Source organism: Azospirillum largimobile (assembly GCF_977007025.2).
The window spans coordinates 1,268,782-1,291,882 of record NZ_CDRMUA020000001.1 but is presented as its reverse complement, the minus strand read 5'-3'; the positions used below and the strand labels follow the sequence as shown (position 1 = coordinate 1,291,882).

Here is a 23,101-nt window from a genome sequence, read left to right as displayed (position 1 = left end):
TCTTCCGATGTTCCATCTCCGCCTCGTCCCCGACAACACCAAGATCCCCTTCATGAACGGCCGCATCGCCGGCCTCGTCGTGTCGGCGATCCTGTCCATCGCGTCGGTCATCCTGTTCTTCCACCCCGGCCTGAACTACGGCATCGACTTCCGCGGCGGCATCGTCATCGAAGCGCGGACGCCGCAGGCCGCCGACTTCGCCTCGCTCCGTCACACGCTGTCCGGCCTCGGCATGGGGCAGGTGGCTCTGCAGGAGTTCGGGTCGCCCCAGGACGTGCTGATCCGCCTGGAACGCCAGCCCGGCGACGATGCCGCCCAGCAGGTCGCCGCCGACAAGGTGCGCGGCACGCTGGCCGAAGCCGTCCCCGGCACGCAGGTGCGCCGCGTCGAGGCCGTCGGCGCGTCGGTCAGCGGCGAGCTGTTCGCCAACGGCATGCTGGCGCTTGGCCTCGCCATGGTGGCGATGCTGGTCTACATCTGGTTCCGCTTCGAATGGCAGTTCGGCTTCGGCGCGGTGGTGACGCTGCTGCTGGACATCACCAAGATCATCGGCTTCTACGCCATCACCGACATGCAGTTCAATCTGACGGCGGTGGCGGCGATCCTGACGATCATGGGCTATTCGGTGAACGACAAAGTCGTGGTCTATGACCGCATGCGCGAGAATCTGCGTATCTACAAGAAGATGCCGCTGCGCGACCTGATCGACCTGTCGATCAACGAAACGCTGAACCGCACCGTCGGCACCTCGGTCTGTACGCTGCTGTCGATCATCCCGTTGGCGCTGTTCGGCGGCGAGGCGCTGCAGGACTTCGGCATCGTGCTGATCTTCGGCGTTATCCTTGCGACCAGCTCGTCCGTGTTCATCGCGGCGCCCATCTTGCTGTTCCTCGGCGAGAATCGCCTGCGGCGCGGCACCCCGACCGATGCCGCTGCGGGCAACACCCCGGCGACCACCCCGTAAAGCCGGGCGACAACAGTAGGGAGAGGGCAGCATGGCCGACATCATGCCGATGATCCCGTCGGACCGTCAGGTCATCGACGGCTATGGTCCGGGACAGTTCTGCGTGTCCGGCCAATGGCGCGTCGGCGCGGTCGTCGTGCTGCCCGACCGCACCCAGGCCTGGGAGGCGACCGATGCCGCCTCCCTGATCCTGGAAGATTTCGCCGTGGTGCTGACGGCCGAGCCGAAGGTGGAGATCCTGCTGCTCGGCACCGGCCCGACCATGAAGATGATCCCGAAGGCGCTTCGCCAGAGCCTGCGCGAGCAGGGCGTGGTGGTGGAGCCGATGGACAGCCGGGCGGTGTGCCGGACCTACAATGTCCTGCTGGCCGAAGGCCGGCGGGTGGCGGCGGCGATGCTGCCGGTGTAAGACTGGCTCCTGCTCCGGAAACAACAAAGGCGCCCTTTCGGGCGCCTTTGTGTTTTCAACCCTCGACGGGAAGGGTTACGCAGCCATCTGCTCGGCGGCGAAGTCCCAGTTGGCGAGGTTGTCGATGACGGCCTTCACGAAGTCGGCGCGGCGGTTCTGGAAGTCGACGTAGTAGGCATGCTCCCACACGTCGATGGTGAACAGCGGCTTGTGGCCGTGCGCCAGCGGGGTGTCGGCGTTGCCGGTCTTGCCGATCTTCAGCTTGTCGCCGTCCAGGTACAGCCAGGCCCAGCCGGAACCGAACTGCGTCAAGGCGGCCTGGGTGAGCTCTTCCTTGAACTTTTCGACGCTGCCGAAGTCGGCGACGATGCGCTGCTCCAGGGCCGCCGGCATCTTGCCGCCGTCCTTCTTCAGGCACTGCCAGAAGAAGGTGTGGTTCCACACCTGGGCGGCGTTGTTGAAGATGCCGACCTTGGAAGCGTCGCCGACCGAAGCCTTGATGACCTCCTCCAGGCTGGCGTCGGCCAGCGGGGTGTCCTTGGTCAGGTTGTTCAGGTTGGTGACATAGGTCTGGTGGTGCTTGTCGTGGTGCAGGTGCAGCGTCTCCGACGAGATGTACGGAGCCAGAGCATCGTACGCATACGGAAGCGGCGGAAGTTCGAACGCCATTTTAATTCACCCTCTCTTCTTTGATTGTCCTTCCGGGCCGGGCCTTGCGAGCACGGCACCTCCGTCCGACCAAATAGGCCCATGACGGAAGCTTGTGAAGGCCGGAAACAGTCCTGAACGTCGTATAGGGTTATTTCCATTCGCCAAAGCAGCCTCCGCCGCCCGGTTGCCCGAGCGTACGGCAGCCTCCAACGTGGCTGGAAGTCCCGTTTCCGTCCAGTCTCCGGCCAGCGTCAGGTTGCGCCAGCGGGTTCGCGGTCCCGGCCGGCATGCGACCGCTTCGGGTGACTGATCCGGCGTCGCCCGCCGCTCCTTCACCACCCGAAAGGGGCGAATCGGGGGTCCGAGTCGCTGGTCCAGACCAAGCTGCGGGGCGATCTCCGCCCACAGCGTGGCTGCGGCCACATCGGCCGGAAGCTCGGCCAGCGCGTCTGCGTCGCTGACGGTGACGGACAGCAGGTCGCCGCGGGCGAACAGCCATTCCGCCGTTCCGCCGACCAGCCCAAGGAAGGGCAGGCCGCCGGGCAGCCGCACCGGGCCATCCAGCCGGACGTGCAGGTTGACGATGGCCGCACCCGGCGGCGGCACCGTCAGGCCGGGCACCAGCCGTTCCGCCGCCCAGGCCGGGGCGGCTACGATCACCTCGTCCGCCGGGCCCAGCGCCATGGCGCTGCCGCCCGCAGAAAAGCCGGTCACGCGATCACCGTCGAAGCTCAGCCCCTCCACCCGCGTGCCGAGATGCACGGCCGCTCCGGCCTCATGCAGGCGGGCAAGCGCCGGATCGACGAAGGCGGCGGACAGGCCGCGCGGCGCCAGCACCGGGCGGCAGGCCGCCTCGCCGCGCAACAGCGTCTCGCGCAACACCGCGCCGAACAGGCGGGCGGAGACGCGCTCCACCGGCCCGTTGAGGGCGGAGACCGCCAGCGGGCGCCACAGCGGCTCGAACAGCCGGCCATCGGGCCGCAGCCGGTCGGCGACGGAGTGATCCCTGCGGGCGGTCAAGGTGCGCAGGGCGGCGAGATAGTCGAGGGGCCGGCTGCCAGGAACCCGCCGCGCCGGATCGAACAGCCACAGCCCGCCGGGCCGCAAGGTCCACGCGGCGCCGTCGCGCAGGTCCAGGAAGGGGAAGGCGGCCGGACGGACCTCCTCCAGGGCATCGGCACCGCCGGTGCGTCGGGCATAGTCGAGGAGATCCCGATTGCCGCTGAGCACCATATGGCTGCCATTGTCGATGGAGCGGCCGAGCGTGGCATCGTGGAAACTGCGGCAGCGTCCCCCGGCCTGCGGAGCCTGCTCGTAGACCGCAACCCGCCTGCCGGCCTCCACCAGGCGGACGGCGGCGGCCAGACCGGCCAGACCGGCGCCGATCACATGGACGGTTCCGCTCTCGTGGACGGCCCCGATCTCGACGGTCGATGTCGGCGTCATTCAGGTGGCCGGAGGAAGGCCGAGCATGCAGCGCACCGCCACCCAGGCGCTCTCCCGCCGCCCGACCCGCACACGGGCGTTCAGATCGCGCCAGCCGGCCGCCCGCAGGCGCCGCAGCAGCCGGTGATACAGCACCATCATCGCCGTGGCCGCCCACAGCGAGCCCCGCGCCTGTCCGCCGAGCGCCGCCCTGGCCTCGGCGAAGCGGGCCTCGGCGAGTTCCGCCACTGCCTCGCAGACCTGCGGCAGGGCGGGGTGTGCCAACACCTCCTCCGGCCGGTCGCCGGTGATGCCGGCGGCCAGCAGAAGCTCGCGCGGCAGGTAGAGCCGGTCGAGTTCGGCATCCTCGGCCAGATCGCGCAGGATGTTGGTCAGCTGCAGGGCTTCGCCCAGCGCCAGGGCGAATCGCTCGGTGGAGGAATCGGCACGGTCGAAGACACGGATGGCCAGCATGCCGACCGCACCGGCGACGCGGCGGCAATAGAGGCGCAGGGTGTCGAGGTCGGGGGCGCGCATGCCGCCGGATTCCTCACCCGCGACATCCATCGCCATGCCGTCGATCAGCGCCTCGAACTCCGCCCGCGGCAGGCCGTAGCGCTCGATGGCGCCCTTCAGCGCGGCGGTGAGCGGGCCGCTGGGGGCGCCGCCGACATAAAGGTCGCGGATGTCCCGGCGCCAGACGTCGAGCGCCGCGCGCTTGGCGGCAGGCTCGCCCGGTTCGTCGGCGATGTCGTCGATGCGGCGGCAGAAGGCATAGATGGCGAACATCGCCGCCCGCTTGGATGCGGGCAGCAGACGCATCGGCCAATAAAAGGTGCTGCCCGACTTGGCTGTGACGGCCGAAGCCGTATCGGGTGTCTTTTTGTCCGGCAACGTCGTGGATACCGGTTCCAGCGGGGCCGTCTCCAGCGGCGGAGGGGTCATCTGTCGCATCCTGGGCATTGCACGTGGTGACGTGCTTGGCGGTGCACGTCGTGACGTGTGGCCCGGGAGTTTATGCGGCGGAGAAGCTCCGCGCCAGTCCCCGCGCCACCGCCGCCAGCTTGTGGTGCGCGCCGAGCGTGACCTTCGCCTTCATCGGATCGCGCGCCTTCAGCCGCCGCGACAGCGATTCGGCGAGGCTCAGAATCACCGCAGCCTCCATCCGCAGGCCGCGGTGCTGGATCAGGCCGGGCAGGGCCGCGGCCCGCTCCAGCAGCCGGTCGGTATGCTCCAGCGCCTGATCGAAGATGGCGCGCATGCGGACGTCGCTCTCGCACTCGACCAGACGCTCGACGCTGATGCCGGCGTCGTCGAACCAGACCAGCGGAATGTAGCAGCGGCCGAGCTGGGTCCAGTCCTCCCGCGCGTCCTGCAGGTGGTTCAGCACCTGCAATGCGGAGCAGAGCGCGTCGGAGGCCGGCCCCGCGGCCACCCCTTCGCCATGCAGCTCCAGCAGGTAGCGGCCGACCGGGTTGGCGGAAAAGCGGCAATACAGCAGCAGGTCGCTCCAGCTGTGGCAGCGGGCGCCGACCGCGTCGCGGCGGAAGGCGCGCAGCACCTGCCGGGCATGGCGGTCGCTGACGCCGGTCTTCTGCAGGCTCTCGCGCAGTTCGGTCGCCGGCTTCAGGTAGGCATGCTTGGCTTGGCCGGAGGTCAGCGCCCGTTCAAGCGCCTCCAGATAGGCCAGCTTGGTCTCCGGTTCGAGATCGGGATCGTCGGCGATGTCGTCGGCCAGCCGCACGAAGCGGTAGAAGGCGATCACATGCGGGCGCAGATGTTTCGGAATCAGGCGGGAGGCGACCGGGAAATTCTCGCCGGTCTCGTCCTTGCGGGCGACCGGGCCGGTCTTGCGGGGCTTCGTCGGGGCGATGTTGAAATCCGTCATGGGATCCCTGCCTGCTGCGCGTCGGGGCTGGCGATGCGACCTTGTGTGCTTCATATAGGCGTGGCAACAGGCTTTGGCCCGTCCTTCCTCTGATCCTCCCCTCTTTTTCCAATCAGGCATCCCATGGTGAAGGCTGCGACCGACCTGTCCTATTGCGGACGGGAGGTTCGGAAATATGACAACGACCACTTTCTGGCAGGTCTGTTCGTTCCCGCCGACAGGCGCGAGGCGATGTTCGCACTCTATGCCTTCAACCTGGAGATCGCAAAGACCCGCGAGGTCGTCAGCGAACCGATCCTGGGCCAGATGAGGCTTCAATTCTGGCGCGACGGCATCGAGGCCGTCTATGAGGATGGACCCGTACCCCGGCATGGCGTGATGGACCCGCTGGCCGAGGCCGCCCGTGGGCTGGGGCTGAGCCGTGCCCTGTTCGACCGGCTGGTCGACGCGCGGGAGGCCGACCTGGACGACACGCCGCCGGCCGACCTGACCTGCCTCGTCAACTATGCCGAGGTGACGGGCGCACCGCTGGTCCAACTGGCGCTCGAGATCCTGGGTGTGCGGGACGAGGCGGCGATGACGGCCGGGCGCCATGTCGGCATCGCCTATGCCCTTGCCGGCATCCTGCGCGCGGCCCCCTTCCTGGCCCGCCAGCATCGCCAGCGGCTGCCGGAAGACCTGATGCAGCGCCATGGCGCCAGGAGCGAGGATCTGTTCGCCGGCCGGTCCACCGCGGAACTGCGGGCGGTGGTGGGTGAGATCGCCGACGTTGCGCGCAGGCATCTGGCCGAGGCGCGCGCCCTGCGCCGTCAGGTGCCGAAGGCGGCGGTACCGGCGCTGCTGCCGGCCACGCTGGCCGACCTGCATCTGGGCGTGATCGCGCGGGAGGGCAACGACGTGTTCGCCCCGCGCGTGCTGCTGCCCAACCCGTTCCGGCAGATGAAGCTGGGCTGGGCGGCGATGCGCGGGCGCTACTGACGCCCGCGCGTCATCACGCCGGTCAGCCCTTTAGCCAGCCGTCGAGGTCGGCCAGCGCCCTGCGGGTGTAGGCAAGCTTGCGGTCGCGGCCGCGGATCTTGTCGTCCACCGGCGGGAACAGGCCGAAATTCACGTTCATCGGCTGGTAGGTCTCGGCCTCCGCCCCGCCGGTGATGTGGCCGAGGATGGCGCCGAGCGCCGTGGTGACCGGCGGATTCGTGATCTCCTGGCCCAGACGTTCCGCCGCGGCGAAACGCCCGGCGAGCAGGCCGACGGCCGCGCTCTCCACATAGCCTTCACAGCCCGTGACCTGCCCGGCGAAGCGCAGGCGTGGCAGCGACTTCAGCCGCAGGGCGCCGTCGAGCAGGCGCGGGCTGTTGAGGAAGGTGTTGCGGTGCATGCCGCCCAGCCGGGCGAACTCGGCATTCTCCAGGCCGGGGATCATGCGGAAGATGCGCGCCTGTTCGGCGTGGCGCAGCTTGGTCTGGAAACCGACGAGGTTGTAGAGCGTGCCCAGCGCATTATCCTGGCGCAGCTGGACCACGGCATAGGGGCGGCGTTCCGGCTTGTGCGGGTTGGTCAGGCCGACCGGCTTCATCGGGCCGTAGCGCAGGGTGTCGACGCCCCGCTCCGCCATCACCTCGATCGGCAGGCAGCCCTCGAAGTAGGGGGTGTTCTTCTCCCACTCCTTGAAGTCGAGCTTCTCGCCCTCGATCAGGGCGGCGATGAAGGCGCGGTAGTCGTCCTTCTCGAAGGCGCAGTTGATGTAGTCCTTGCCGGTGCCGCCGGGGCCGGGCTTGTCGTAGCGCGACTGGAACCACGCCTTGGACAGGTCGATGCTCTCCAGATAGACGATCGGGGCGATGGCATCGAAGAAGGCCAGCGATTCCTCGCCCGTGTGGTCGCGCACGGCCTCGGCCAAGGCAGGCGAGGTGAGGGGGCCGGTGGCAACGATGACGCTGTCCCACTCCTCGGGCGGCAGGCCGGCGACCTCCTCGCGCTGGAGGGTGATCAGCGGATGCGAGCCGATGGCCTCCGTCACGGCATCGGCGAAGCCGTCACGGTCCATGGCCAGCGCGCCGCCGGCCGGCACCTTGTGCGCGTCGGCACAGCGCAGGATCAGCGAGCCGCAGCGCCGCATCTCCTCATGCAGCAGACCCACCGCGTTGTATTCGGCATCGTCCGACCGGAAGGAGTTGGAGCAGACCAACTCCGCCAGCTTGTCGGTATCGTGGGCCTCGGTCTTGCGGACCGGGCGCATCTCGTGCAGCACGACGGGCACGCCGCGCGAGGCGAGCTGCCAGGCAGCTTCCGATCCGGCGAGACCGCCGCCGATGACGTGGACGGGGCGAAGGGTGTCGGTCATTGAGACGATATTCCAGACAAAAGACTGCGGATGATTCGCGGGCAATCTAGGCTGTCTGCTCCCAAAACGACAGTCCTCAAACGGCGGCACGCCAACACAGATCGGCCGGCCTCCACAAGGAAGGCCGGCCGCAAGTCGATCAGGAGTCAGTCAGAACATCTTGCCAGAACCGTGACGTCGAGCGGAGGCTCACTCGCTCTTGGTCGTCGTGCTGCGTTCGATGGTGGTGGCGCCCGACGGGGCCGGGGTCACGGTGGTCGAACCGTAGCTCGGCGTGGTGGTCGTGGTGGTCGTCGTGCTGGTGGTGGAGCCGTCGGAGCCGCAGGCGGCCAGCAGCAGCGCGGCCCCCAGGGCGGTGCCCACACCGGTCAGAATCGTCTTCATGCGCCTCTTCTCCCATGCAGTGCGAACTCTGCATGGGAGAACACGGCGCAGCTTGCGTTTGTTCACGCCCTCTTTCGGGTTGCCGATTTCCGCACTGCCGGCTTCGCCTTCAGGTAGGGGGCGAGGTAACGGCCGGTGTAGCTGCGCTCCACCTTCGCGACATCCTCCGGGGTGCCCTCGGCGACGATCTCGCCGCCGCCGGTGCCGCCCTCCGGCCCCAGGTCGATGATCCAGTCGGCGGTCTTGATGACCTCCAGATTGTGTTCGATCACCAGCACCGTGTTGCCCTGGTCGACCAGCGCGTGCAGCACCTCCATCAGCTTTTCGACATCGGCGAAATGCAGGCCGGTGGTCGGCTCGTCCAGGATGTACAGCGTGCGTCCGGTGGCGCGGCGGCTCAGTTCCTTGGACAGCTTGACGCGCTGCGCCTCGCCGCCCGACAGGGTGGTCGCCGCCTGCCCGATGTGGATGTAGCCGAGGCCGACCCGTTCCAGCGTGTCCATCTTGTCGCGGATGCCGGGCACCGCCTTGAAGAACTCCTTGCCCTCCTCGACCGTCATGTCCAGCACGTCGGCGATGGTCTTGTCGCGGTAGGTGACCTCGAGCGTCTCGCGGTTGTAGCGCTTGCCGTGGCAGACGTCGCAGGTGACGTAGACGTCCGGCAGGAAGTGCATCTCGATCTTGATGACGCCGTCGCCCTGGCAGGCCTCGCAACGCCCGCCCTTGACGTTGAACGAGAATCGGCCGGGGCCGTAGCCGCGCGCCTTCGATTCCGGCAGACCTGCGAACCAGTCGCGGATCGGGGTGAAGGCACCGGTGTAGGTCGCGGGGTTGGAACGCGGGGTGCGGCCGATCGGCGACTGGTCGATGTCGATGACCTTGTCCAGATGCTCCAGCCCCAGCACCGCGTCATGGTCGGCCGGATGCTCGCGCGCACCCATCAGCTTGCGCGCCACCGCCTTGTACAGCGTCTCGATGATCAGCGTCGACTTTCCGCCGCCCGACACGCCGGTCACGCAGGTGAAGGTGCCGAGCGGAATCTTCGTCGAGACGTTCTGCAGGTTGTTGGCGCGGGCGCCATGAACCTCCAGGAACTGGCCGGGATGGCCGGGCCGGCGGGTGTCGGGGACCGGAACGAAGCGGGTGCCGTTCAGGTATTGGGCGGTGATGCTGTCGGGATTCTTCTGAACCTCCTCCGGCCGGCCCTGTGCGATGACGGTGCCGCCGTGCTGGCCGGCGCCGGGACCCATGTCGACCAGATAGTCGGCGCTGCGGATGGCGTCCTCGTCATGCTCGACGACGATGACCGTGTTGCCGATGTCGCGCAGGCGCTTCAGCGTTTCCAGCAGCCGGTCGTTGTCGCGCTGGTGCAGGCCGATCGAGGGCTCGTCCAGCACATAGAGCACGCCGGTCAGCCCGGAGCCGATCTGCGACGCCAGCCGGATCCGCTGGCTCTCGCCGCCGGACAGCGTGCCGGACCCGCGGCTGAGCGTCAGGTATTCGAGGCCAACGGCGTTGAGGAAGCCGAGCCGCTCGTTGATCTCCTTCAGGATTCGGTAGGCGATCTCGCGGTCCTTCGGGCGCAGATGCTCGTTCAGCTCGCTGAACCACGCGCCGGCGCCGGCGATGGACAGCTCCGCCGCCTCGGAGATGTTGCGGCCGCGGATCTTGACCGCCAGCGCCTCCGGCTTCAGACGAGCGCCCTTGCAGACCTCGCAGGGCTGGGAGGACTGGTATTTGGACAGCTCGTCGCGGGTCCAGGCGCTGTCCGTCTCGCGGAAACGCCGTTCCAGGTTGTTGACGATGCCCTCGAACGCCTTGTTGGTCTGATAGCGCCGCAGGCCGTCGTCATAGGTCATGGTGATCGCCGACCCGTCCGAGCCGAACAGGATGGTCTGGCGCACCTTCTCCGGCAGGTCCTGCCAGGGGGTGGTCATCGACGCGCCGAAATGCTCAGCTATGCTTTCCAGCGTCTGGTCGTAGTATTTCGAGGTCGAGCCGGCCCACGGCGCGATGGCGCCCTTCGCCAGCGACAGCCGCTCGTCCGGCACCACCAGCATCGGGTCGAAATAGATCTTGCTGCCCAAGCCGTCGCAGGCCGGGCAGGCGCCGAACGGATTGTTGAAGGAGAACAGCCGCGGCTCGATCTCCGGAATGGTGAAGCCGCTGACCGGACAGGCGAATTTCTGCGAAAAGACCGTCAGCTCGTTGGTCTCGGCATTCTCGACCCAGACGATGCCGTCGGCCAGCCCCAGCGCGGTTTCCAGCGAATCGGCCAGACGGTTGCCCAGCCCCTCGCGCACCACGATGCGGTCGACCACCACCTCGATGTCGTGCTTCAGCTTCTTGTTGAGCGCCGGCACCTCGTCGATCTCGTACATGGTGCCGTCGACCCGCACGCGCTGGAAGCCGCGCTTGCGCAGGTCCTGGATTTCCTTCTTGTACTCGCCCTTGCGGCCGCGGACGAAGGGGGCCAGCAGAAGCAGGCGCGTGCCCTCCGGCATGGCCGTGATGCGGTCGACCATCTGGCTGACCGTCTGGCTTTCGATGGGCAGGCCGGTGGCGGGCGAATAGGGGATGCCGACGCGCGCCCATAGCAAGCGCATGTAGTCGTAGATCTCCGTCACCGTGCCGACGGTGGAGCGCGGATTCTTCGAGGTCGTCTTCTGTTCGATGGAGATGGCCGGCGACAGCCCCTCGATCGAATCGACATCCGGCTTCTGCATCAGCTCCAGGAACTGGCGCGCGTAGGCCGACAGGCTTTCCACGTACCGCCGCTGCCCCTCGGCATAGATCGTGTCGAAGGCGAGCGACGACTTGCCCGATCCCGACAGGCCGGTGATGACGATCAGCTCGTCGCGCGGCAGATCCACATCGACGTTCTTCAGGTTATGTTCCCGCGCGCCGCGGACGCTGATGTATTTGTTCATGGAGTGTTCTTTTACCCGAAGCCCATCCGGATGGAAAGTGGCAAGCAGCCGCGCCGCATGACGAAAATCGGACCGCCCCGCTGAGTCTCTTACGGGACCGCCGGACGCCGGCCGGCTGACGATATATGCGCTCAGGCTCGCATTGCCACCGGCGCCCGGCGCGGGTCGGTCATGACCAGAAGGGCGGCACCGCGCGGAAACGCTTCCACAGATCGGGCAGGGCCTTGCGCCGCTTGTCCGACTGGCGCTCGATCCAGGCGGCGACCGTGGCGGCGGTCTTCGGGTCCGCCCCCTTCAGTTCGCCCAGCATGCGTGCGCCGGTGACGGCGTCCTGTTCGGCATCCAGCGCCGCCTGCAGCGGCTCCAGCGCCGCGAAGAAGGGCAGGGCGGCGGCCTCCGGATAAAGGCCGCGGAAGAAATCGGCGGTGTAGCGCAGGCTGCGCAGCCGGCGGCGCAGCTTGTCGCGGCCCTTGGCATCCTCCGGCGGCTTGGCCGCCTTGCCGAGCTTCGCCAAGCGGGCGGACAGCCAGCCGCCGGCCAGCGTGGCGACCGGCGCCGACAACATGGCACGGCGGTCGCCCTCGGCCTCCGACATCCAGCGGCCATGCTCCAGCCATGCCCCCAGTCCCAGGACCATGGTGGTGCAGCCGGGCGCCAGGATCGCCGCCATCGCCTCCCGCGCGGGGCCTGCCCCGGCGGAGCGGGCAAGGACGGCCAGCCGATCCAGCGCCGCGCGGTCGATGCCCGTCCGCGCGGTGGGGGCGGCGAGCAGCGGGTCGATGACGCCGGACATCAGCACGTCCCAGCCCCGCGCCGGGCCCAGCCGTTTGGCCAGCGCCCGGCTTTCCTCCACCAGACGGTCGGCTTCGGGGGAGGCGATCAGCGGCGCGAAGAGGCGGTGGGCGATGCGCAGCCGGCGCAACGCGATGCGCATCCGGTGCAGTCCCTCCACATCGCTGCCGCCGAGTGCGCAGGCCTCGTTGGCGAGGAACTGGCGCAGCGCCTGGCGCAGGATGTGGCGATAGGCCTCGGCCACCGTGGTCAGGGGGGAGAGGCCCAGCGGTTCGGCCTCCACCGGGCCGGGCGCCTTGCCGGTGACCAGCCGAAGCCCGGCCTCCGCCTTGCTCTCGTTGCCGATGCGCATGGGGATGGCGGCCTGCAGGGTCAGCGCCAGATCGAACAGGCTGGCGACCTTTCCCGACTTCAACTCCAGTTCCACCTCGCTGATGGGCAGGGAGTTGCCGCCGGCATAGACCCGCCCGTCATCGACCGCCATCTCCACCGCCGTCAGCGGATCGGGACGGAGCAGCAGGGTGGTGCGGCGGAAATCGGTGATGAACAGGCAGTCCAGATCGTCGAGCGCCGACGCCGGCACCAGACCGGCGACGCCGGGGTCGGTCAGCACGCCGCGGTCCACCGCCTCACCCGCCACGGTCCAGTCCCACTCCCGCCGCACCGCGACCGCGGCGGAATCGCCGGGGCTGGCGCTGTTGACCGTCTTCAGCGTCTGGACGAAGCGGTCGCCCTCCTGCCGCACGCGCAACGCCACGCCATTGGCCGCCAGCTTCAGGTTCGGCGTGTCGAAATAGGCGGTTCGCAGGCGCTGTGTCTCCGCAGGCCCATCGGCCAGCGCCAGCAGGGCCGGCAGCGAGGCGACCCGCGCCAGATCCGCCGAGGCCGCATGGAGTTTCAGCTCCACCTCGCGGAAGGCGGGGGCGGAGGGCTGCGCATCGTGGGCGGCGGACGGGCCGGCGGGCGGAATGGCGGGTGGCAAGGGTCGGCGTCCTCCCGAATCCGGCCGAAACGGCCTGACGGCCAGAGTGGCCTGGAATTGAACAGGTGGATCCGTGGATACTCCAACCGTCGCCGCAGGTTAAGAGAGTTTACGCGGCTGCACAAAATCCGCCAGCCGGCCGGCGCCAAGCTCCAGGTCCGCCCAATGCAGGGTCTCGAAGACCAGGACGGCGCAGGCGCCGGTCGGAAACTTGTCGGCCAGATCATGGCGCAGGTGATGGTCGCCGCTGCCGGTCAACGCGTTCGCCAACTCGTGCAAATCCGGATTGTGGGCCACCAGCATCACGCCGGTCGCCGAATCAGGTACGTCGCGCAGCCGCTCCAGCAACGTGCGGGCGCCGCACAGATACAGGCCGCGTTCATGCTCCACCGGCGGGTAGGGCGCGCCCATCGCCGTCATCACCCGCTTGCGCGTTTCCACCGCGCGAACCGCGGTCGAGCATAGGACGAGGTCGATGTGGGCATGATGCTTGGCGAGGTAGCCGCCGACCAGCGACGCCGCCTTTTCGCCGCGGGCGTTCAGGGGCCGGTCGTGGTCATCCAGCGACGGATCGTCCCAGGAGGATTTGGCGTGGCGCAGCAGGAACAGCGTCTTCATGGCGGGATTCGGTCGGATTGGACTGGCCGTAAGGCGGGGGAGGGGTGGGAGATGGCTTGGAACATCGCCAAATGGGAGTCCTGAAACCGTAACGCATATGGGATACTCTGTCTGCCCACCATATAACGGTTGCCCAAGGCGCCGCACCGCGGCCCGGGGCAGACGGGGTCCCAAGATTTCAGAGGTTGACGTGACGCATCTCCAGGAACTCGAGTCGGTCGGCATCGAGCCCAACGCTCCGGAACGCTTCATCAATCGGGAGCTGTCGTGGCTGGCTTTCAACCAGCGCGTCCTGGACGAGGCCGCCAATCCGAACCACCCCCTTCTGGAACGGCTGCGCTTCCTGTCGATTTCAGCCAGCAACCTCGACGAATTCTACATGGTCCGCGTCGCCGGCCTGAAAGGGCAGGTGGCCGCCGGGGTCAAGGCCCCCAGCCCGGAGAATCTCACGCCTGCCCAGCAGTTGACGGCAGTCAAGCAGCGCATCGCCGCGCTGATGGACAGCCAGCAGACGATGTGGCGCACCCTGAAGGGCGAGCTGCGCGAGGCCGGGATCTCCGTCGTCGATCCCGGCGACCTCAGCGAAGGCGAACTGGATTGGCTGGAAGCCAAGTTCCTCGACGACATCTTCCCGATTCTGACGCCCATCGCGGTCGATCCGGCCCACCCCTTCCCGTTCCTGCCGAATCTGGGCTTTTCGCTGGCGCTGCAGTTGCACGATCCGGTCAAGGGCCGGCACATCGACGCGCTGGTGCCGCTGCCCACGCAGCTGGAACGATTCATGCGGCTGCCGGGATCGGACATCCGCTTCATCCAGCTGGAAAAGGTGGTGATGCAGTTCATCGACCGCCTGTTCCCTCCGTTCCAGGTCAAGGCGCACGGCGTCTTCCGTGTGCTGCGCGACAGCGAGATCGAGATCGAGGAAGAGGCGGAGGATCTGGTCCGCACCTTCGAAAGCGCGCTGAAGCGCCGCCGCCGCGGCAGCGTCATCCGGCTGGCGACCGACAGCGGCATGGCCGCCGACCTGCGCGAATTCCTGCGCCATGAGCTGAACGTGGCGTCGGACGACGTGTTCATCCTGGACGGGCTGATCGGCCTGACCGACACCAAGCTGCTGATCGTGGACGAGCGGCCGGACCTTGTCTTCCGCCCCTTCAACGCCCGCTTCCCCGAGCGGATTCGCGATTTCGGCGGCGATTGCTTCGCGGCGATCCGCCACAAGGACATCGTCGTCCACCACCCCTACGAATCCTTCGACGTGGTGGTGCAGTTCATCCGGCAGGCGGCGCGCGACCCCCAGGTAGTGGCGATCAAGCAGACGCTGTACCGCACCAGCAAGGACAGCCCGATCGTCGCCGCGCTGATCGAGGCGGCGGAGGCCGGCAAGTCGGTGACCGCGCTGGTGGAACTGAAGGCCCGCTTCGACGAGGAGGCCAACATCCGCTGGGCGCGCGATCTCGAACGCGCCGGCGCCCAGGTGGTCTACGGCTTCGTCGATCTGAAGACGCACGCGAAGGTGTCGCTGGTCGTGCGGCGCGAGAAGAAGGCGCTGCGCAGCTACGTCCATTTCGGAACCGGCAACTATCACCCGATCACCGCGAAGGTCTACACCGACCTGTCCTTCTTCACCTGCGACCCGGCGCTGTGCCACGACGCCGCCGTCATGTTCAACTTCATGACCGGCTACGCCACGCCCAAGGTTCTGGAGAAGATCGCCATCGCGCCGATCACCCTGCGCCAGCGCCTGTCGGACCTGATCGAGGGGGAGATCGCCCATGCCGCCGCCGGCCGTCCGGCCTCGATCTGGGTGAAGCTGAACTCCCTGGTCGATCCGGTCATCATCGACAAGCTGTACAAGGCTTCGCAGGCCGGGGTGCAGATCGACATGATCATCCGCGGCATCTGCTGCCTGCGGCCAGGGGTGAAGGGGCTGTCGGAGAACATCCGGGTGCGCAGCATCGTCGGCCGCTTCCTGGAGCATGGCCGCGTCATCTGCTTCGGCAACGGCCATCCCATGCCCAGCAACCAGGCCAAGATCTTCATCTCCTCGGCCGACTGGATGACCCGCAACCTGGACCGCCGCATCGAAACCCTGGTGCCCATCGAAAACCCGACGGTGCACGAACAGGTGCTCGACCAGATCATGGTCGCCAACATGAAGGACGACGCAAGCACCTGGAAGCTCGGCCCCGATGGCGTGTACCATCGGATCAAAGCTGGCCCTGACGCGTTCAGCGCCCATAATTACTTCATGACCAACCCCAGCCTGTCGGGCCGGGGCAGCGCGCTCAGCAGCAAGCGCACGCCGCCGCGGCTCATGCTGCACGCGGTGTCCTAAGGACGGGTGACGGGAGTCTGAGTATGAGCAAGGACAATCGCGCGGCCGCCTTTGCGGGCGACGTTTCCGCCATCTGGAATGCGTCGGCCGGTGGTGCGGCGGAGCGCGTCGGCGTGATCGACATCGGGTCCAACTCGATCCGACTCGTCGTCTATGACGGGCTGACCCGTTCGCCGCTCGCCCTGTTCAACGAGAAGGTGCTGTGCGGGTTGGGCCGCGGAGTGGAGAAGTCCGGCCTGCTGAACCCCGACGGCGTGGCACAGGGGCTTGTCGCGCTGGAACGCTTCGCCACGCTGGCCCAGGGTATGCGCGTCGGCCGGCTGGACGTGATCGCCACCGCCGCAATGCGCGACGCCCGCGACGGCGCCGCCTTCGTCGACGCCATCCGCCGCCGCGCCGGCCTGACCGTCCGCGTCATCAGCGGGGAGGAGGAAGCGCGGCTGTCCGCCATGGGCGTGCTGTCCGGCACCCCCGGCGCCGACGGCCTCGTCGGCGACCTCGGCGGCGGAAGCCTTGAACTGGTGACGCTCGACCGCGGCGTGATCGGCAAGCAGGTGACGCTGCCGCTCGGGCCCTTGCGGCTGATGGAGGTCGGCTCTTCCAAGGGCGGGCCGGCCAAGCTGATCGACCAGCATCTGGAATCGCTGCCCTGGCTGCCGGCGATGAAGGGCCGGCCCTTCTATCCGGTCGGCGGAAGCTGGCGCGCCATCGCCAAGCTGCATATGGAGCAGTCCGGCCATCCGCTGCACATCATCCACCACTACACGATTCCCTCCGCCGACGCGCGGGAGTTCACGGCCCTGATCGGCCGGCAGAGCCGCTCGTCGCTGGAAAAGATGGCGGGCTCGCGCCGCCGGCTCGACACGCTGCCCTTCGCCGGCTTGGTGCTGGAGCGGCTGCTGCGCATCGCCCAGCCGTCGAAGCTGGTGTTTTCCGCCTACGGCCTGCGGGAAGGCCACCTCTATTCGCTGCTGTCGCCAGAAGGCCAGCGCGAGGACCCGCTGATGGCCTCGGCCGCCGACTGGGCGCGGCGCTTCGTGCGGATGGGCGACCCGGCGCTGCTGATGTCCTGGACCGCCGGCCTGTTCGCCGGCGAGGACGACAACGCCATCCGCCTGCGCCATGCCGCCTGCCTGCTGAGCGATGTCGGCTGGGCCGACCATCCCGACTACCGGGCCGAGCATGCCTTCCTGCGCGTGCTGCGCTATCCGTTCCCGGCGCTCGACCATGACGAGCGGGCCTTCCTGGCGCTTGCCGCCCATGCCCGCTATTCGGGAACCATCGACGTGCCGTTGACGGCGCCGGTGCGGACCCTGGTGACGGAAGGGCAGGGGATGAAGGCGCTGGTGCTGGGCCTGGCACTCCGCCTTGCCCACACGCTGTCGGGCGGCGCCACGGCGCTGCTGGAGCGGACCAGCCTGAAGGTGGGCGACGGGCGCATCGTGCTGACCCTTCCCGACGATGGCAGCGTGCCGTCCGGCGAAGCGGTGCAACGCCGCATTGACGCGCTCGCCAAGGCGATGAACGTGAAAGGCGATGTGGTTCAGCCGCTGCGGCCCCAAGCGGCGGAGTAGGGCGGCGGAGTAGGGCAATCGGGCCACCCGCCGATCGATGGCGGGCGGCCCGACCGCATCAGGTTCTGGTGATGGAAACCCCGCCGTCGACCAGCATCGCGGTACCGGTCGTGAAGCTGGAAGCATCGGACGCCAGATAGAGCGCCGACTGGGCGATCTCGCGTGGTGTGGCGAGGCGCTTCAGCGCATGAAGCCCCTGGACGAAGGCCAAGGCCTCCGGCGTGTTCGACACCGCCCGCCCCATCGGCGTGTCGGTGCCGCCCGGCAGCAATGCGTTGGCACGGATTCCATGAGGTCCATATTCGGCGGCGATCACCCGCATCAACCCGATCAGTCCGGCCTTGCTCGCCGCATAGGCACCCATTCCGGGAAAGCCGACGGTATGGCCGACAAAGGTCGAGGTGAAGATCAGCGATCCTCCTCCACGGGCGAGCATCGCCGGAACCTGGTGTTTGGCGGCATGAAAGGCGCTGGTCAGGTTGGTGTCGACCACATCCTGCCAATTCTCCGCCGTCATGTCGGGTATCGAGGTCTGGGCTCCGGTGGTGCCGGCATTGTTGAAGGCGATATCCAGCCCGCCGAATTTTCGGATGGCGACCTGAACCGCTTGGCGAGCGGCATCGGCATCCTTGACGTCGCCGGCCACTGGGGCTGCCTCTGCACCTCTGTCCCGGATTTCCTCCGCCAGCCGTTCCAACTCGCCGAGCCGTCGTGCCACGACCACGAGCTTGGCTCCGTGCTCCGCGAACAGCAGCGCCGTCTCGCGTCCGATTCCGGAACTGGCGCCCGTGACGATTGCAATCTTTCCATCGAGCTGTGCCATGACCATTCTCCATTGCGATGAACGGCCCGAAAATCGCGAACACAGACCATGGCCGGCTATCCGGTTCTTGCTTTCGAATTCGCAAGGCTGGAGCCGCCCTGCTCCGCACCGATCGCCCACGTAATTTCCATAATCTTGCTTATGTGCTTTTTCCGCTCCTTCCGGCCAAGCTCAAGTTTGCTGCTCGCCAGTCAGACCGCGTGCCATCTCCAGGCAAACTTCCCGGCCAGGCTGGAAATCCTCGGCGATCCACCAGCCCTCAACACGTTTCAGCATCTCGCCGACGGCCGGGCCGCGCGGGATGCCGAGGTCCAGCAGGTCGCGGCCGGCAATCGGCAGGCGAAGGTTCGGCAGGTCGCCGGCCACGGACATCGCCGCGCGCAACGCGGTGAGGTCGAGCGGGCCGTCATGGACGGCGGCGGCAACCAGGAGCAGGTCGCAGAACAGTTCGCCATCGCCGATGCGGTAAAGCCCCTGGCGCAGCGCCTTGCGGTCGTCGGACGGCATCAGGACCACCGGCGGTTCGACAAGCGCCAGCATCCGGTCGCGCTCATGGTTGGACAGCCGGAGCGCTTCCGCCGCGCGCAACGCTCCCGGTCGGTCACTGTCCAACACCGCGGCCAGCCGGCGGGTCGGATCGGGCATGATGCCCAAGTCGCGCTCCACCGCGATCAGCCGATCCAGTCGGTCGGTGTCCATCGCCTCCGGCAGCAGGTGGACCATGATCCCCTGCCCCATCATCAGCCGCCAGACCGCCGCCGCGCAAGCTGCCGTCAGCAGGCGGAACAGCTCTCCCCGCACCCGTTCGCCGGACAGCGTCGGCAGGCGCGGCGCCAGCTCGCGGCAGGCGGCCAACGCCTCGGCATCAGGTTCGCCGCGGCCGTAATGGGCGTGGAAGCGGAAGAAGCGCAGCAGGCGCAGCACATCCTCCTCGATCCGCCGCCGCGCCTCGCCGACGAAGCGGACGCGGCCGGCGGCAAGATCGGCCAGACCGCCGAACGGGTCGAACATCGCGCCGTCCGGCGTGCAGCTCAGGGCGTTCATCGTCAGGTCACGGCGGGCGGCGTCCTCCACCCAATCGTCCGTGAACTCTACGCGGGCATGGCGGCCATCCGTCTCAACATCGCGCCGCAGCGTGGTGATCTCGTAGGGCTTGCCGCCGCACAGCGCGGTGACGGTGCCATGGGCGATGCCGGTCGGGATGACGCGGATCCCGGCGGCCTCCAGCAGTTCCATCACCCGTTCCGGCGGCGCGTGGGTGGCGATGTCGATGTCCTTCACCGGCCGGCCAAGCCACGCGTCCCGCACGCAGCCACCGACGAAACGCGCATCGGCGCCGCCCGCGTCGAGGGCGGCGAATACCGCCCGGCTTTCGGGCGCGGTCATCCAGGGCTGGGGCGACAGGCGTGCGGCAACGGTCATGGTGCGCGACGCTATCTGATTCCCGATGGCCGTTCCACCGCCGTCAGAGCGGGCCGGAGGATGCCCCGCCCTCCCCGGCTTCGCGCGCGGCGGCACCCAGCACGTCGCGCAGGTTCACCAGCATGCCGGCGGTCGCGCCCCAGATGTAGCGCTGCGGATAGGGAAAGGCGTAGAACCAGCGCGGCTTGCCCAGGAATTCGCGGCTGTGGCGCTGTGGGTTGGACGGGTCGAGGATGAAGGACAGCGGCACCTCGAACACCTCCGCCACCTCGGTCGGGTCGGGCGTCAGGATGAAGGGCGGAGTCACCACCCCCACCACCGGCGTGACCCGGAAACCGGTGCGCGTGACATAGGTGTCCAGCCGGCCGACGATCTCGATCCGGCCGCGCTCCAGCCCGATTTCCTCCGCCGTTTCGCGCAGCGCGGTATCCTCGGGGCCGTCATCCTCCGGCTCCATCCGGCCGCCGGGAAAGCTGATTTGGCCGGCATGGGAGCTCAGCGTCGCGGTGCGCTGGGTGAAGATGACGGTCAGTTCCTCCGGCCGGTCGACCAGGGGGACCAGCACCGCCGCCTCGCGCAAAGTATCCGGCGGTCCCATCTCCGGGTTCAGATCGTGATCGCCGCGGATTTTGGATGCGTGTTTCGGCGCCATCCGGTTCGACCGGACCGCGTTCTCCACCGCCGCATCAATCGCCTCAACGGGCGTCTCATCGGGGCTCATCGCCGGAAAGCGCCGGCGGACCTCCTCCAGGCTCAGTCGCCAGGCAGCCTGCCCAGCGCGAAGAAGACCTTGTTGCTCCATAGACCCACCTCGGACTCGCCGGTTTCGGTGCGGCGCGCCTCGCTACGCTCCACCATGTCGTAAAACACGGGCCGCAGGATTCGTGCCTCCAGCCGGCTTCTGATCTGGATGTAGGGTGCCGGCTCCCCGGTTTCAGGGTTTACGGCCACACGGATCGGATGGTCGGGGCCGGCTTCCACCCAATGGTCGAGGTTGGTGCGGAATGACAGGACCTGATCGGGCCCGCTGCCCGCCACCGTCATCTCCACGGCGACGAAGGGTGCATCCTCCACCACGATCCGGCCGCGTTCGACCGGCGTGATCAGCCAGTAATCGCCCTCGTCATCGCGCTGCAGAACGGTGGAGAACAGCTTCGCCAGTTCGATCCGGCGGATCGGATCGCCATTGTGGAACCAGGTGCCGTCACGCGCAATGCGGATGTCGTACTGTTCCAGCGTGGGCGTCCGACCCAGCGCCGCCGGCAAATCCGGCGGTGTTTCCGAAGCAGTTGGTCCATCTGCGCGCTTGTCTTTCGCCATCGCGTTACCGACCTTCATGGGATTGGGAACCGTTTTGTCCCCGAACATGCGTATTTTCGCCACACTCGACCGTTAGGTCCACTCCAATGGTCCGTCGGCCCTACCCGGTCCGGCAGCAGGATCCGGAAAATGGGTGTCGACAACGCGCAGGAACAGGGCCAACCATGCGGATCCCGTGTTTCCCGTCGCGGAAGACCGCGACTGCCACGCCGAACCGGCCCATCTCGGGGCCAGCCCATCATCGGGGGAGCAGCAGACCTTGAGCGCACAGGACATCCTGAGGGGGCAGCCTCCCGTGCCGGAGGACCCGCAACGGCTGATGGAGGAGATCGAGGCGCTGGGCGATCGTCTGGCGTCCGTCCGCGACCGCATCGGCCGCGTGATCTTCGGCCAGCAGGAGGTGATCGACCGCACGCTAGTCACATTGCTGGCTGGCGGCCATGTGCTGCTGATCGGTGTTCCCGGCCTTGCCAAGACGCGGCTGGTGGAAACGCTTGGCATCGTGCTGGGTCTCGCCGAAAAGCGCATCCAGTGCACGCCCGACCTGATGCCCGCCGACATCCTCGGCTCCGAAGTGCTGGAGGAGGGTGACAACGGCCGCCGGTCCTTCCGCTTCCTGCCCGGCCCGGTGTTCAGCCAGTTGCTGATGGCGGACGAGATCAACCGCGCCAGCCCGCGTACCCAGTCGGCCCTGCTGCAGGCGATGCAGGAGCATCGCGTGTCGGTCGCCGGCCAGTACCATCCCCTGCCCCAGCCCTTCCACGTCCTGGCCACCCAGAATCCGCTGGAGCAGGAAGGCACCTACCCGCTGCCGGAAGCCCAGCTCGACCGCTTCCTGATGCAGATCGACGTCGAATACCCGGACCGCGAGGCGGAACGCCGGATGATGATCGCCACCACGGGTTCCGTCGACGAGCGCGCGGTGACGGTGCTGTCCGCCGCCGACCTGCAGGCGGCGCAGCGCCTCGTCCGCCGCGTTCCGGTGGGCGAAGGGGTGGTCGACGGCATCCTCGACCTCGTGCGCCGCGGCCGGCCGGAAATGTCGGAGCTGATGGAGGTGCGCCAGCACGTCGCCTGGGGGCCTGGCCCGCGCGCCAGCCAGTCGCTGATGCTCGCCGCCCGTGCCCGTGCGGTTCTGGATGGCCGGCTGTCGCCCTCGCTGGACGACGTGGTGGCGCTCGCCAAGCCGATCCTGAAGCACCGCATGGCTCTGAACTTCGCCGCGCGGGCTGACGGGGTGACGCTGGACGACGTCATCGACCGCCTCTGTACCCCCCTGATGTGACCCCTCAGAGCGGAGCCGCGATGCCGCGCAGCCCAGCCCCACAGCCGAAGACCCCGGCCAAGACCCCGGTGGCAACGACGCTGCTCGCCCGCCATCGCGCGGAGGAGCTGGCCTCGGCCCTCCCCCCGCTTCTGGTCGCGGCGGAGCGGGTGGCCGCCACCGTCGCCCAGGGCGTGCACGGCCGGCGCCGCGTCGGGCTGGGCGAGACCTTCTGGCAGTTCCGCCGCTACCAGCCCGGCGACGCGCCGTCGATGATCGACTGGCGCCAGTCGGCCAAGACCCAGCCGGTCTATGTGCGCGAGAATGAATGGGAGGCGGCGCAGAGCGTCTGGCTGTGGCGCGACCGCTCGCCTTCCATGGATTTCCGCTCCGCCCCCGGCCTGCCGACCAAGCGCGAGCGGGCCGACCTGCTGACGCTCGCCACCGCCGTCCTGCTGGCGCGCGGCGGCGAACGGGTGGCGCTGCTGAACAGCGGCGTGCGTCCCGACCATGGCAAGACCGCCATCGACCGCATCGCCCGGCTGATGACCGACCCGCGCGCCGTTGCGTCGCCGGATCCCCTGCCGCGGGTGGAGCCCCTGCCCCGCCATGCCCAGACCGTGCTGTTCGGCGACCTGCTGTCCCCCCTGCAAGAAATTCATGCCGCCGTCGCCGGCCTGACCGGCCGCGGTCTGCGCGGCCATCTGGTCCAGATCCTCGACCCTGCGGAAGAGACGCTGCCCTATGACGGCCGCGTCGATTTCCACGGCTTGGAGGGCGAACAGAACCTGCTGGTCCCACGGGTGGAGGCGGTACGCGAGGCCTACCGCGAACGCCTGAAGGCGCAGCAGGACGGTCTGGCCGCGTTGGCCCGCACCGCAGGATGGAGCTTCGCCGTTCACCGCACCGACCGTTCCCCGCAATCGGCGCTGCTCACCCTCTGGGGTGCGATGGCGATGGAGGCGGTGTGAAG

At 68.2% G+C, this 23,101-nt stretch carries 20 protein-coding genes; 7 read left to right on the top strand and 13 right to left on the bottom strand.

Annotated elements, in window-relative coordinates:
- Window positions 1-7: 7 nt before the first annotated feature.
- Both secF and ACWPKK_RS06030 read left to right on the top strand, forming a co-directional pair.
- Window positions 8-964, top strand: coding sequence for a protein translocase subunit SecF (gene secF, locus ACWPKK_RS06035; protein WP_452001784.1), 957 nt, complete (start codon window positions 8-10; stop codon window positions 962-964).
- A gap of 31 nt (window positions 965-995) precedes the next feature.
- Window positions 996-1,373, top strand: coding sequence for an Mth938-like domain-containing protein (locus ACWPKK_RS06030; RefSeq protein ID WP_452001781.1), 378 nt, complete (start codon window positions 996-998; stop codon window positions 1,371-1,373).
- Between the two features lie 75 nt (window positions 1,374-1,448).
- Here ACWPKK_RS06030 and ACWPKK_RS06025 read toward each other — a convergent pair whose 3' ends face one another.
- From ACWPKK_RS06025 to ACWPKK_RS06010, 4 genes are all read right to left on the bottom strand, one after another.
- Window positions 1,449-2,042 (bottom strand): superoxide dismutase, encoded by a 594-nt coding sequence (locus ACWPKK_RS06025; RefSeq protein ID WP_014247715.1) that lies wholly within the window; start codon window positions 2,040-2,042, stop codon window positions 1,449-1,451.
- 6 nt (window positions 2,043-2,048) lie between these two features.
- Window positions 2,049-3,470 carry a hydroxysqualene dehydroxylase HpnE gene (gene hpnE, locus ACWPKK_RS06020; protein WP_452001778.1) on the bottom strand — a complete coding sequence of 474 codons (1,422 nt, stop codon included), beginning with the start codon at window positions 3,468-3,470 and terminating at the stop codon, window positions 2,049-2,051.
- A complete protein-coding gene (hpnD, locus tag ACWPKK_RS06015; protein ID WP_452001775.1) occupies window positions 3,471-4,394 on the bottom strand; it encodes a presqualene diphosphate synthase HpnD in 924 nt (307 codons plus the stop codon).
- A 70-nt stretch (window positions 4,395-4,464) separates the two neighbouring features.
- A complete protein-coding gene (locus ACWPKK_RS06010) occupies window positions 4,465-5,337 on the bottom strand; it encodes a squalene/phytoene synthase family protein (RefSeq protein ID WP_149223584.1) in 873 nt (290 codons plus the stop codon).
- Window positions 5,338-5,460: 123 nt separating this feature from the next.
- Between ACWPKK_RS06010 and ACWPKK_RS06005 the strand changes: the two genes are divergently transcribed.
- Window positions 5,461-6,315 (top strand): phytoene/squalene synthase family protein, encoded by an 855-nt coding sequence (locus ACWPKK_RS06005; RefSeq protein WP_452001771.1) that lies wholly within the window; start codon window positions 5,461-5,463, stop codon window positions 6,313-6,315.
- A 22-nt stretch (window positions 6,316-6,337) separates the two neighbouring features.
- Here the strand turns inward: ACWPKK_RS06005 and trmFO are convergent, their stop codons facing one another.
- The 5 genes from trmFO to ACWPKK_RS05980 all read right to left on the bottom strand — a co-directional run bounded on the left by trmFO (window position 6,338) and on the right by ACWPKK_RS05980 (window position 13,387).
- Window positions 6,338-7,681: a methylenetetrahydrofolate--tRNA-(uracil(54)-C(5))-methyltransferase (FADH(2)-oxidizing) TrmFO gene (gene trmFO, locus ACWPKK_RS06000; protein WP_452001768.1), complete on the bottom strand. Its 1,344-nt coding sequence runs from the start codon at window positions 7,679-7,681 to the stop codon at window positions 6,338-6,340.
- 189 nt (window positions 7,682-7,870) lie between these two features.
- A complete protein-coding gene (locus ACWPKK_RS05995; RefSeq protein ID WP_063634422.1) occupies window positions 7,871-8,065 on the bottom strand; it encodes a hypothetical protein in 195 nt (64 codons plus the stop codon).
- 62 nt (window positions 8,066-8,127) lie between these two features.
- Window positions 8,128-10,995, bottom strand: coding sequence for an excinuclease ABC subunit UvrA (gene uvrA, locus ACWPKK_RS05990; RefSeq protein ID WP_452001765.1), 2,868 nt, complete (start codon window positions 10,993-10,995; stop codon window positions 8,128-8,130).
- A gap of 169 nt (window positions 10,996-11,164) precedes the next feature.
- Window positions 11,165-12,769 carry a CYTH and CHAD domain-containing protein gene (locus ACWPKK_RS05985; protein WP_452001762.1) on the bottom strand — a complete coding sequence of 535 codons (1,605 nt, stop codon included), beginning with the start codon at window positions 12,767-12,769 and terminating at the stop codon, window positions 11,165-11,167.
- A 99-nt stretch (window positions 12,770-12,868) separates the two neighbouring features.
- Window positions 12,869-13,387, bottom strand: a complete 519-nt coding sequence (locus ACWPKK_RS05980) for a SixA phosphatase family protein (RefSeq protein ID WP_452001760.1) — start codon at window positions 13,385-13,387, stop codon at window positions 12,869-12,871.
- 190 nt (window positions 13,388-13,577) lie between these two features.
- On the opposite strand from ACWPKK_RS05980, the gene ACWPKK_RS05975 reads away from it, so the two are divergent.
- Both ACWPKK_RS05975 and ACWPKK_RS05970 read left to right on the top strand, forming a co-directional pair.
- A complete protein-coding gene (locus ACWPKK_RS05975) occupies window positions 13,578-15,725 on the top strand; it encodes an RNA degradosome polyphosphate kinase (RefSeq protein ID WP_452001757.1) in 2,148 nt (715 codons plus the stop codon).
- Window positions 15,726-15,748: 23 nt separating this feature from the next.
- Complete coding sequence (locus tag ACWPKK_RS05970; protein WP_452001754.1) at window positions 15,749-17,299, top strand: Ppx/GppA family phosphatase; 1,551 nt, start codon at window positions 15,749-15,751, stop codon at window positions 17,297-17,299.
- Between the two features lie 58 nt (window positions 17,300-17,357).
- Here ACWPKK_RS05970 and ACWPKK_RS05965 read toward each other — a convergent pair whose 3' ends face one another.
- The 4 genes from ACWPKK_RS05965 to ACWPKK_RS05950 form a co-directional block, all read right to left on the bottom strand.
- A complete protein-coding gene (locus tag ACWPKK_RS05965) occupies window positions 17,358-18,122 on the bottom strand; it encodes an SDR family oxidoreductase (protein WP_452001752.1) in 765 nt (254 codons plus the stop codon).
- 171 nt (window positions 18,123-18,293) lie between these two features.
- Window positions 18,294-19,544 (bottom strand): CCA tRNA nucleotidyltransferase, encoded by a 1,251-nt coding sequence (locus ACWPKK_RS05960; protein WP_452001749.1) that lies wholly within the window; start codon window positions 19,542-19,544, stop codon window positions 18,294-18,296.
- A 43-nt stretch (window positions 19,545-19,587) separates the two neighbouring features.
- Window positions 19,588-20,265 carry a CoA pyrophosphatase gene (locus tag ACWPKK_RS05955; protein ID WP_452001746.1) on the bottom strand — a complete coding sequence of 226 codons (678 nt, stop codon included), beginning with the start codon at window positions 20,263-20,265 and terminating at the stop codon, window positions 19,588-19,590.
- Window positions 20,266-20,297: 32 nt separating this feature from the next.
- Window positions 20,298-20,882 carry a DUF1285 domain-containing protein gene (locus ACWPKK_RS05950; RefSeq protein WP_452001743.1) on the bottom strand — a complete coding sequence of 195 codons (585 nt, stop codon included), beginning with the start codon at window positions 20,880-20,882 and terminating at the stop codon, window positions 20,298-20,300.
- A gap of 301 nt (window positions 20,883-21,183) precedes the next feature.
- Here ACWPKK_RS05950 and ACWPKK_RS05945 point away from each other — a divergent pair, with 301 nt between their 5' ends.
- Together ACWPKK_RS05945 and ACWPKK_RS05940 are read left to right on the top strand one after the other, a co-directional pair.
- On the top strand, window positions 21,184-22,149 hold the full coding sequence (locus ACWPKK_RS05945; protein WP_452004726.1) for an AAA family ATPase: 966 nt from the start codon (window positions 21,184-21,186) through the stop codon (window positions 22,147-22,149).
- A gap of 20 nt (window positions 22,150-22,169) precedes the next feature.
- Window positions 22,170-23,099, top strand: a complete 930-nt coding sequence (locus ACWPKK_RS05940) for a DUF58 domain-containing protein (RefSeq protein WP_452001740.1) — start codon at window positions 22,170-22,172, stop codon at window positions 23,097-23,099.
- The last annotated feature ends 2 nt before the right edge of the window (window positions 23,100-23,101 follow it).

Excerpts from the sequence above, each read along its gene's own strand:
- secF (WP_452001784.1), top strand. The coding sequence starts at position 8 with ATGTTCCATCTCCGCCTCGTCCCCGACAACACCAAGATCCCCTTCATG.
- ACWPKK_RS06030 (WP_452001781.1), top strand. The coding sequence starts at position 996 with ATGGCCGACATCATGCCGATGATCCCGTCGGACCGTCAGGTCATCGAC.
- ACWPKK_RS06025 (WP_014247715.1), bottom strand. The coding sequence starts at position 2,042 with ATGGCGTTCGAACTTCCGCCGCTTCCGTATGCGTACGATGCTCTGGCT.
- hpnE (WP_452001778.1), bottom strand. The coding sequence starts at position 3,470 with ATGACGCCGACATCGACCGTCGAGATCGGGGCCGTCCACGAGAGCGGA.
- hpnD (WP_452001775.1), bottom strand. The coding sequence starts at position 4,394 with ATGACCCCTCCGCCGCTGGAGACGGCCCCGCTGGAACCGGTATCCACG.
- ACWPKK_RS06010 (WP_149223584.1), bottom strand. The coding sequence starts at position 5,337 with ATGACGGATTTCAACATCGCCCCGACGAAGCCCCGCAAGACCGGCCCG.
- ACWPKK_RS06005 (WP_452001771.1), top strand. The coding sequence starts at position 5,461 with ATGGTGAAGGCTGCGACCGACCTGTCCTATTGCGGACGGGAGGTTCGG.
- trmFO (WP_452001768.1), bottom strand. The coding sequence starts at position 7,681 with ATGACCGACACCCTTCGCCCCGTCCACGTCATCGGCGGCGGTCTCGCC.
- ACWPKK_RS05995 (WP_063634422.1), bottom strand. The coding sequence starts at position 8,065 with ATGAAGACGATTCTGACCGGTGTGGGCACCGCCCTGGGGGCCGCGCTG.
- uvrA (WP_452001765.1), bottom strand. The coding sequence starts at position 10,995 with ATGAACAAATACATCAGCGTCCGCGGCGCGCGGGAACATAACCTGAAG.
- ACWPKK_RS05980 (WP_452001760.1), bottom strand. The coding sequence starts at position 13,387 with ATGAAGACGCTGTTCCTGCTGCGCCACGCCAAATCCTCCTGGGACGAT.
- ACWPKK_RS05970 (WP_452001754.1), top strand. The coding sequence starts at position 15,749 with ATGAGCAAGGACAATCGCGCGGCCGCCTTTGCGGGCGACGTTTCCGCC.
- ACWPKK_RS05965 (WP_452001752.1), bottom strand. The coding sequence starts at position 18,122 with ATGGCACAGCTCGATGGAAAGATTGCAATCGTCACGGGCGCCAGTTCC.
- ACWPKK_RS05960 (WP_452001749.1), bottom strand. The coding sequence starts at position 19,544 with ATGACCGTTGCCGCACGCCTGTCGCCCCAGCCCTGGATGACCGCGCCC.
- ACWPKK_RS05955 (WP_452001746.1), bottom strand. The coding sequence starts at position 20,265 with ATGAGCCCCGATGAGACGCCCGTTGAGGCGATTGATGCGGCGGTGGAG.
- ACWPKK_RS05950 (WP_452001743.1), bottom strand. The coding sequence starts at position 20,882 with ATGAAGGTCGGTAACGCGATGGCGAAAGACAAGCGCGCAGATGGACCA.
- ACWPKK_RS05945 (WP_452004726.1), top strand. The coding sequence starts at position 21,184 with ATGGAGGAGATCGAGGCGCTGGGCGATCGTCTGGCGTCCGTCCGCGAC.
- ACWPKK_RS05940 (WP_452001740.1), top strand. The coding sequence starts at position 22,170 with ATGCCGCGCAGCCCAGCCCCACAGCCGAAGACCCCGGCCAAGACCCCG.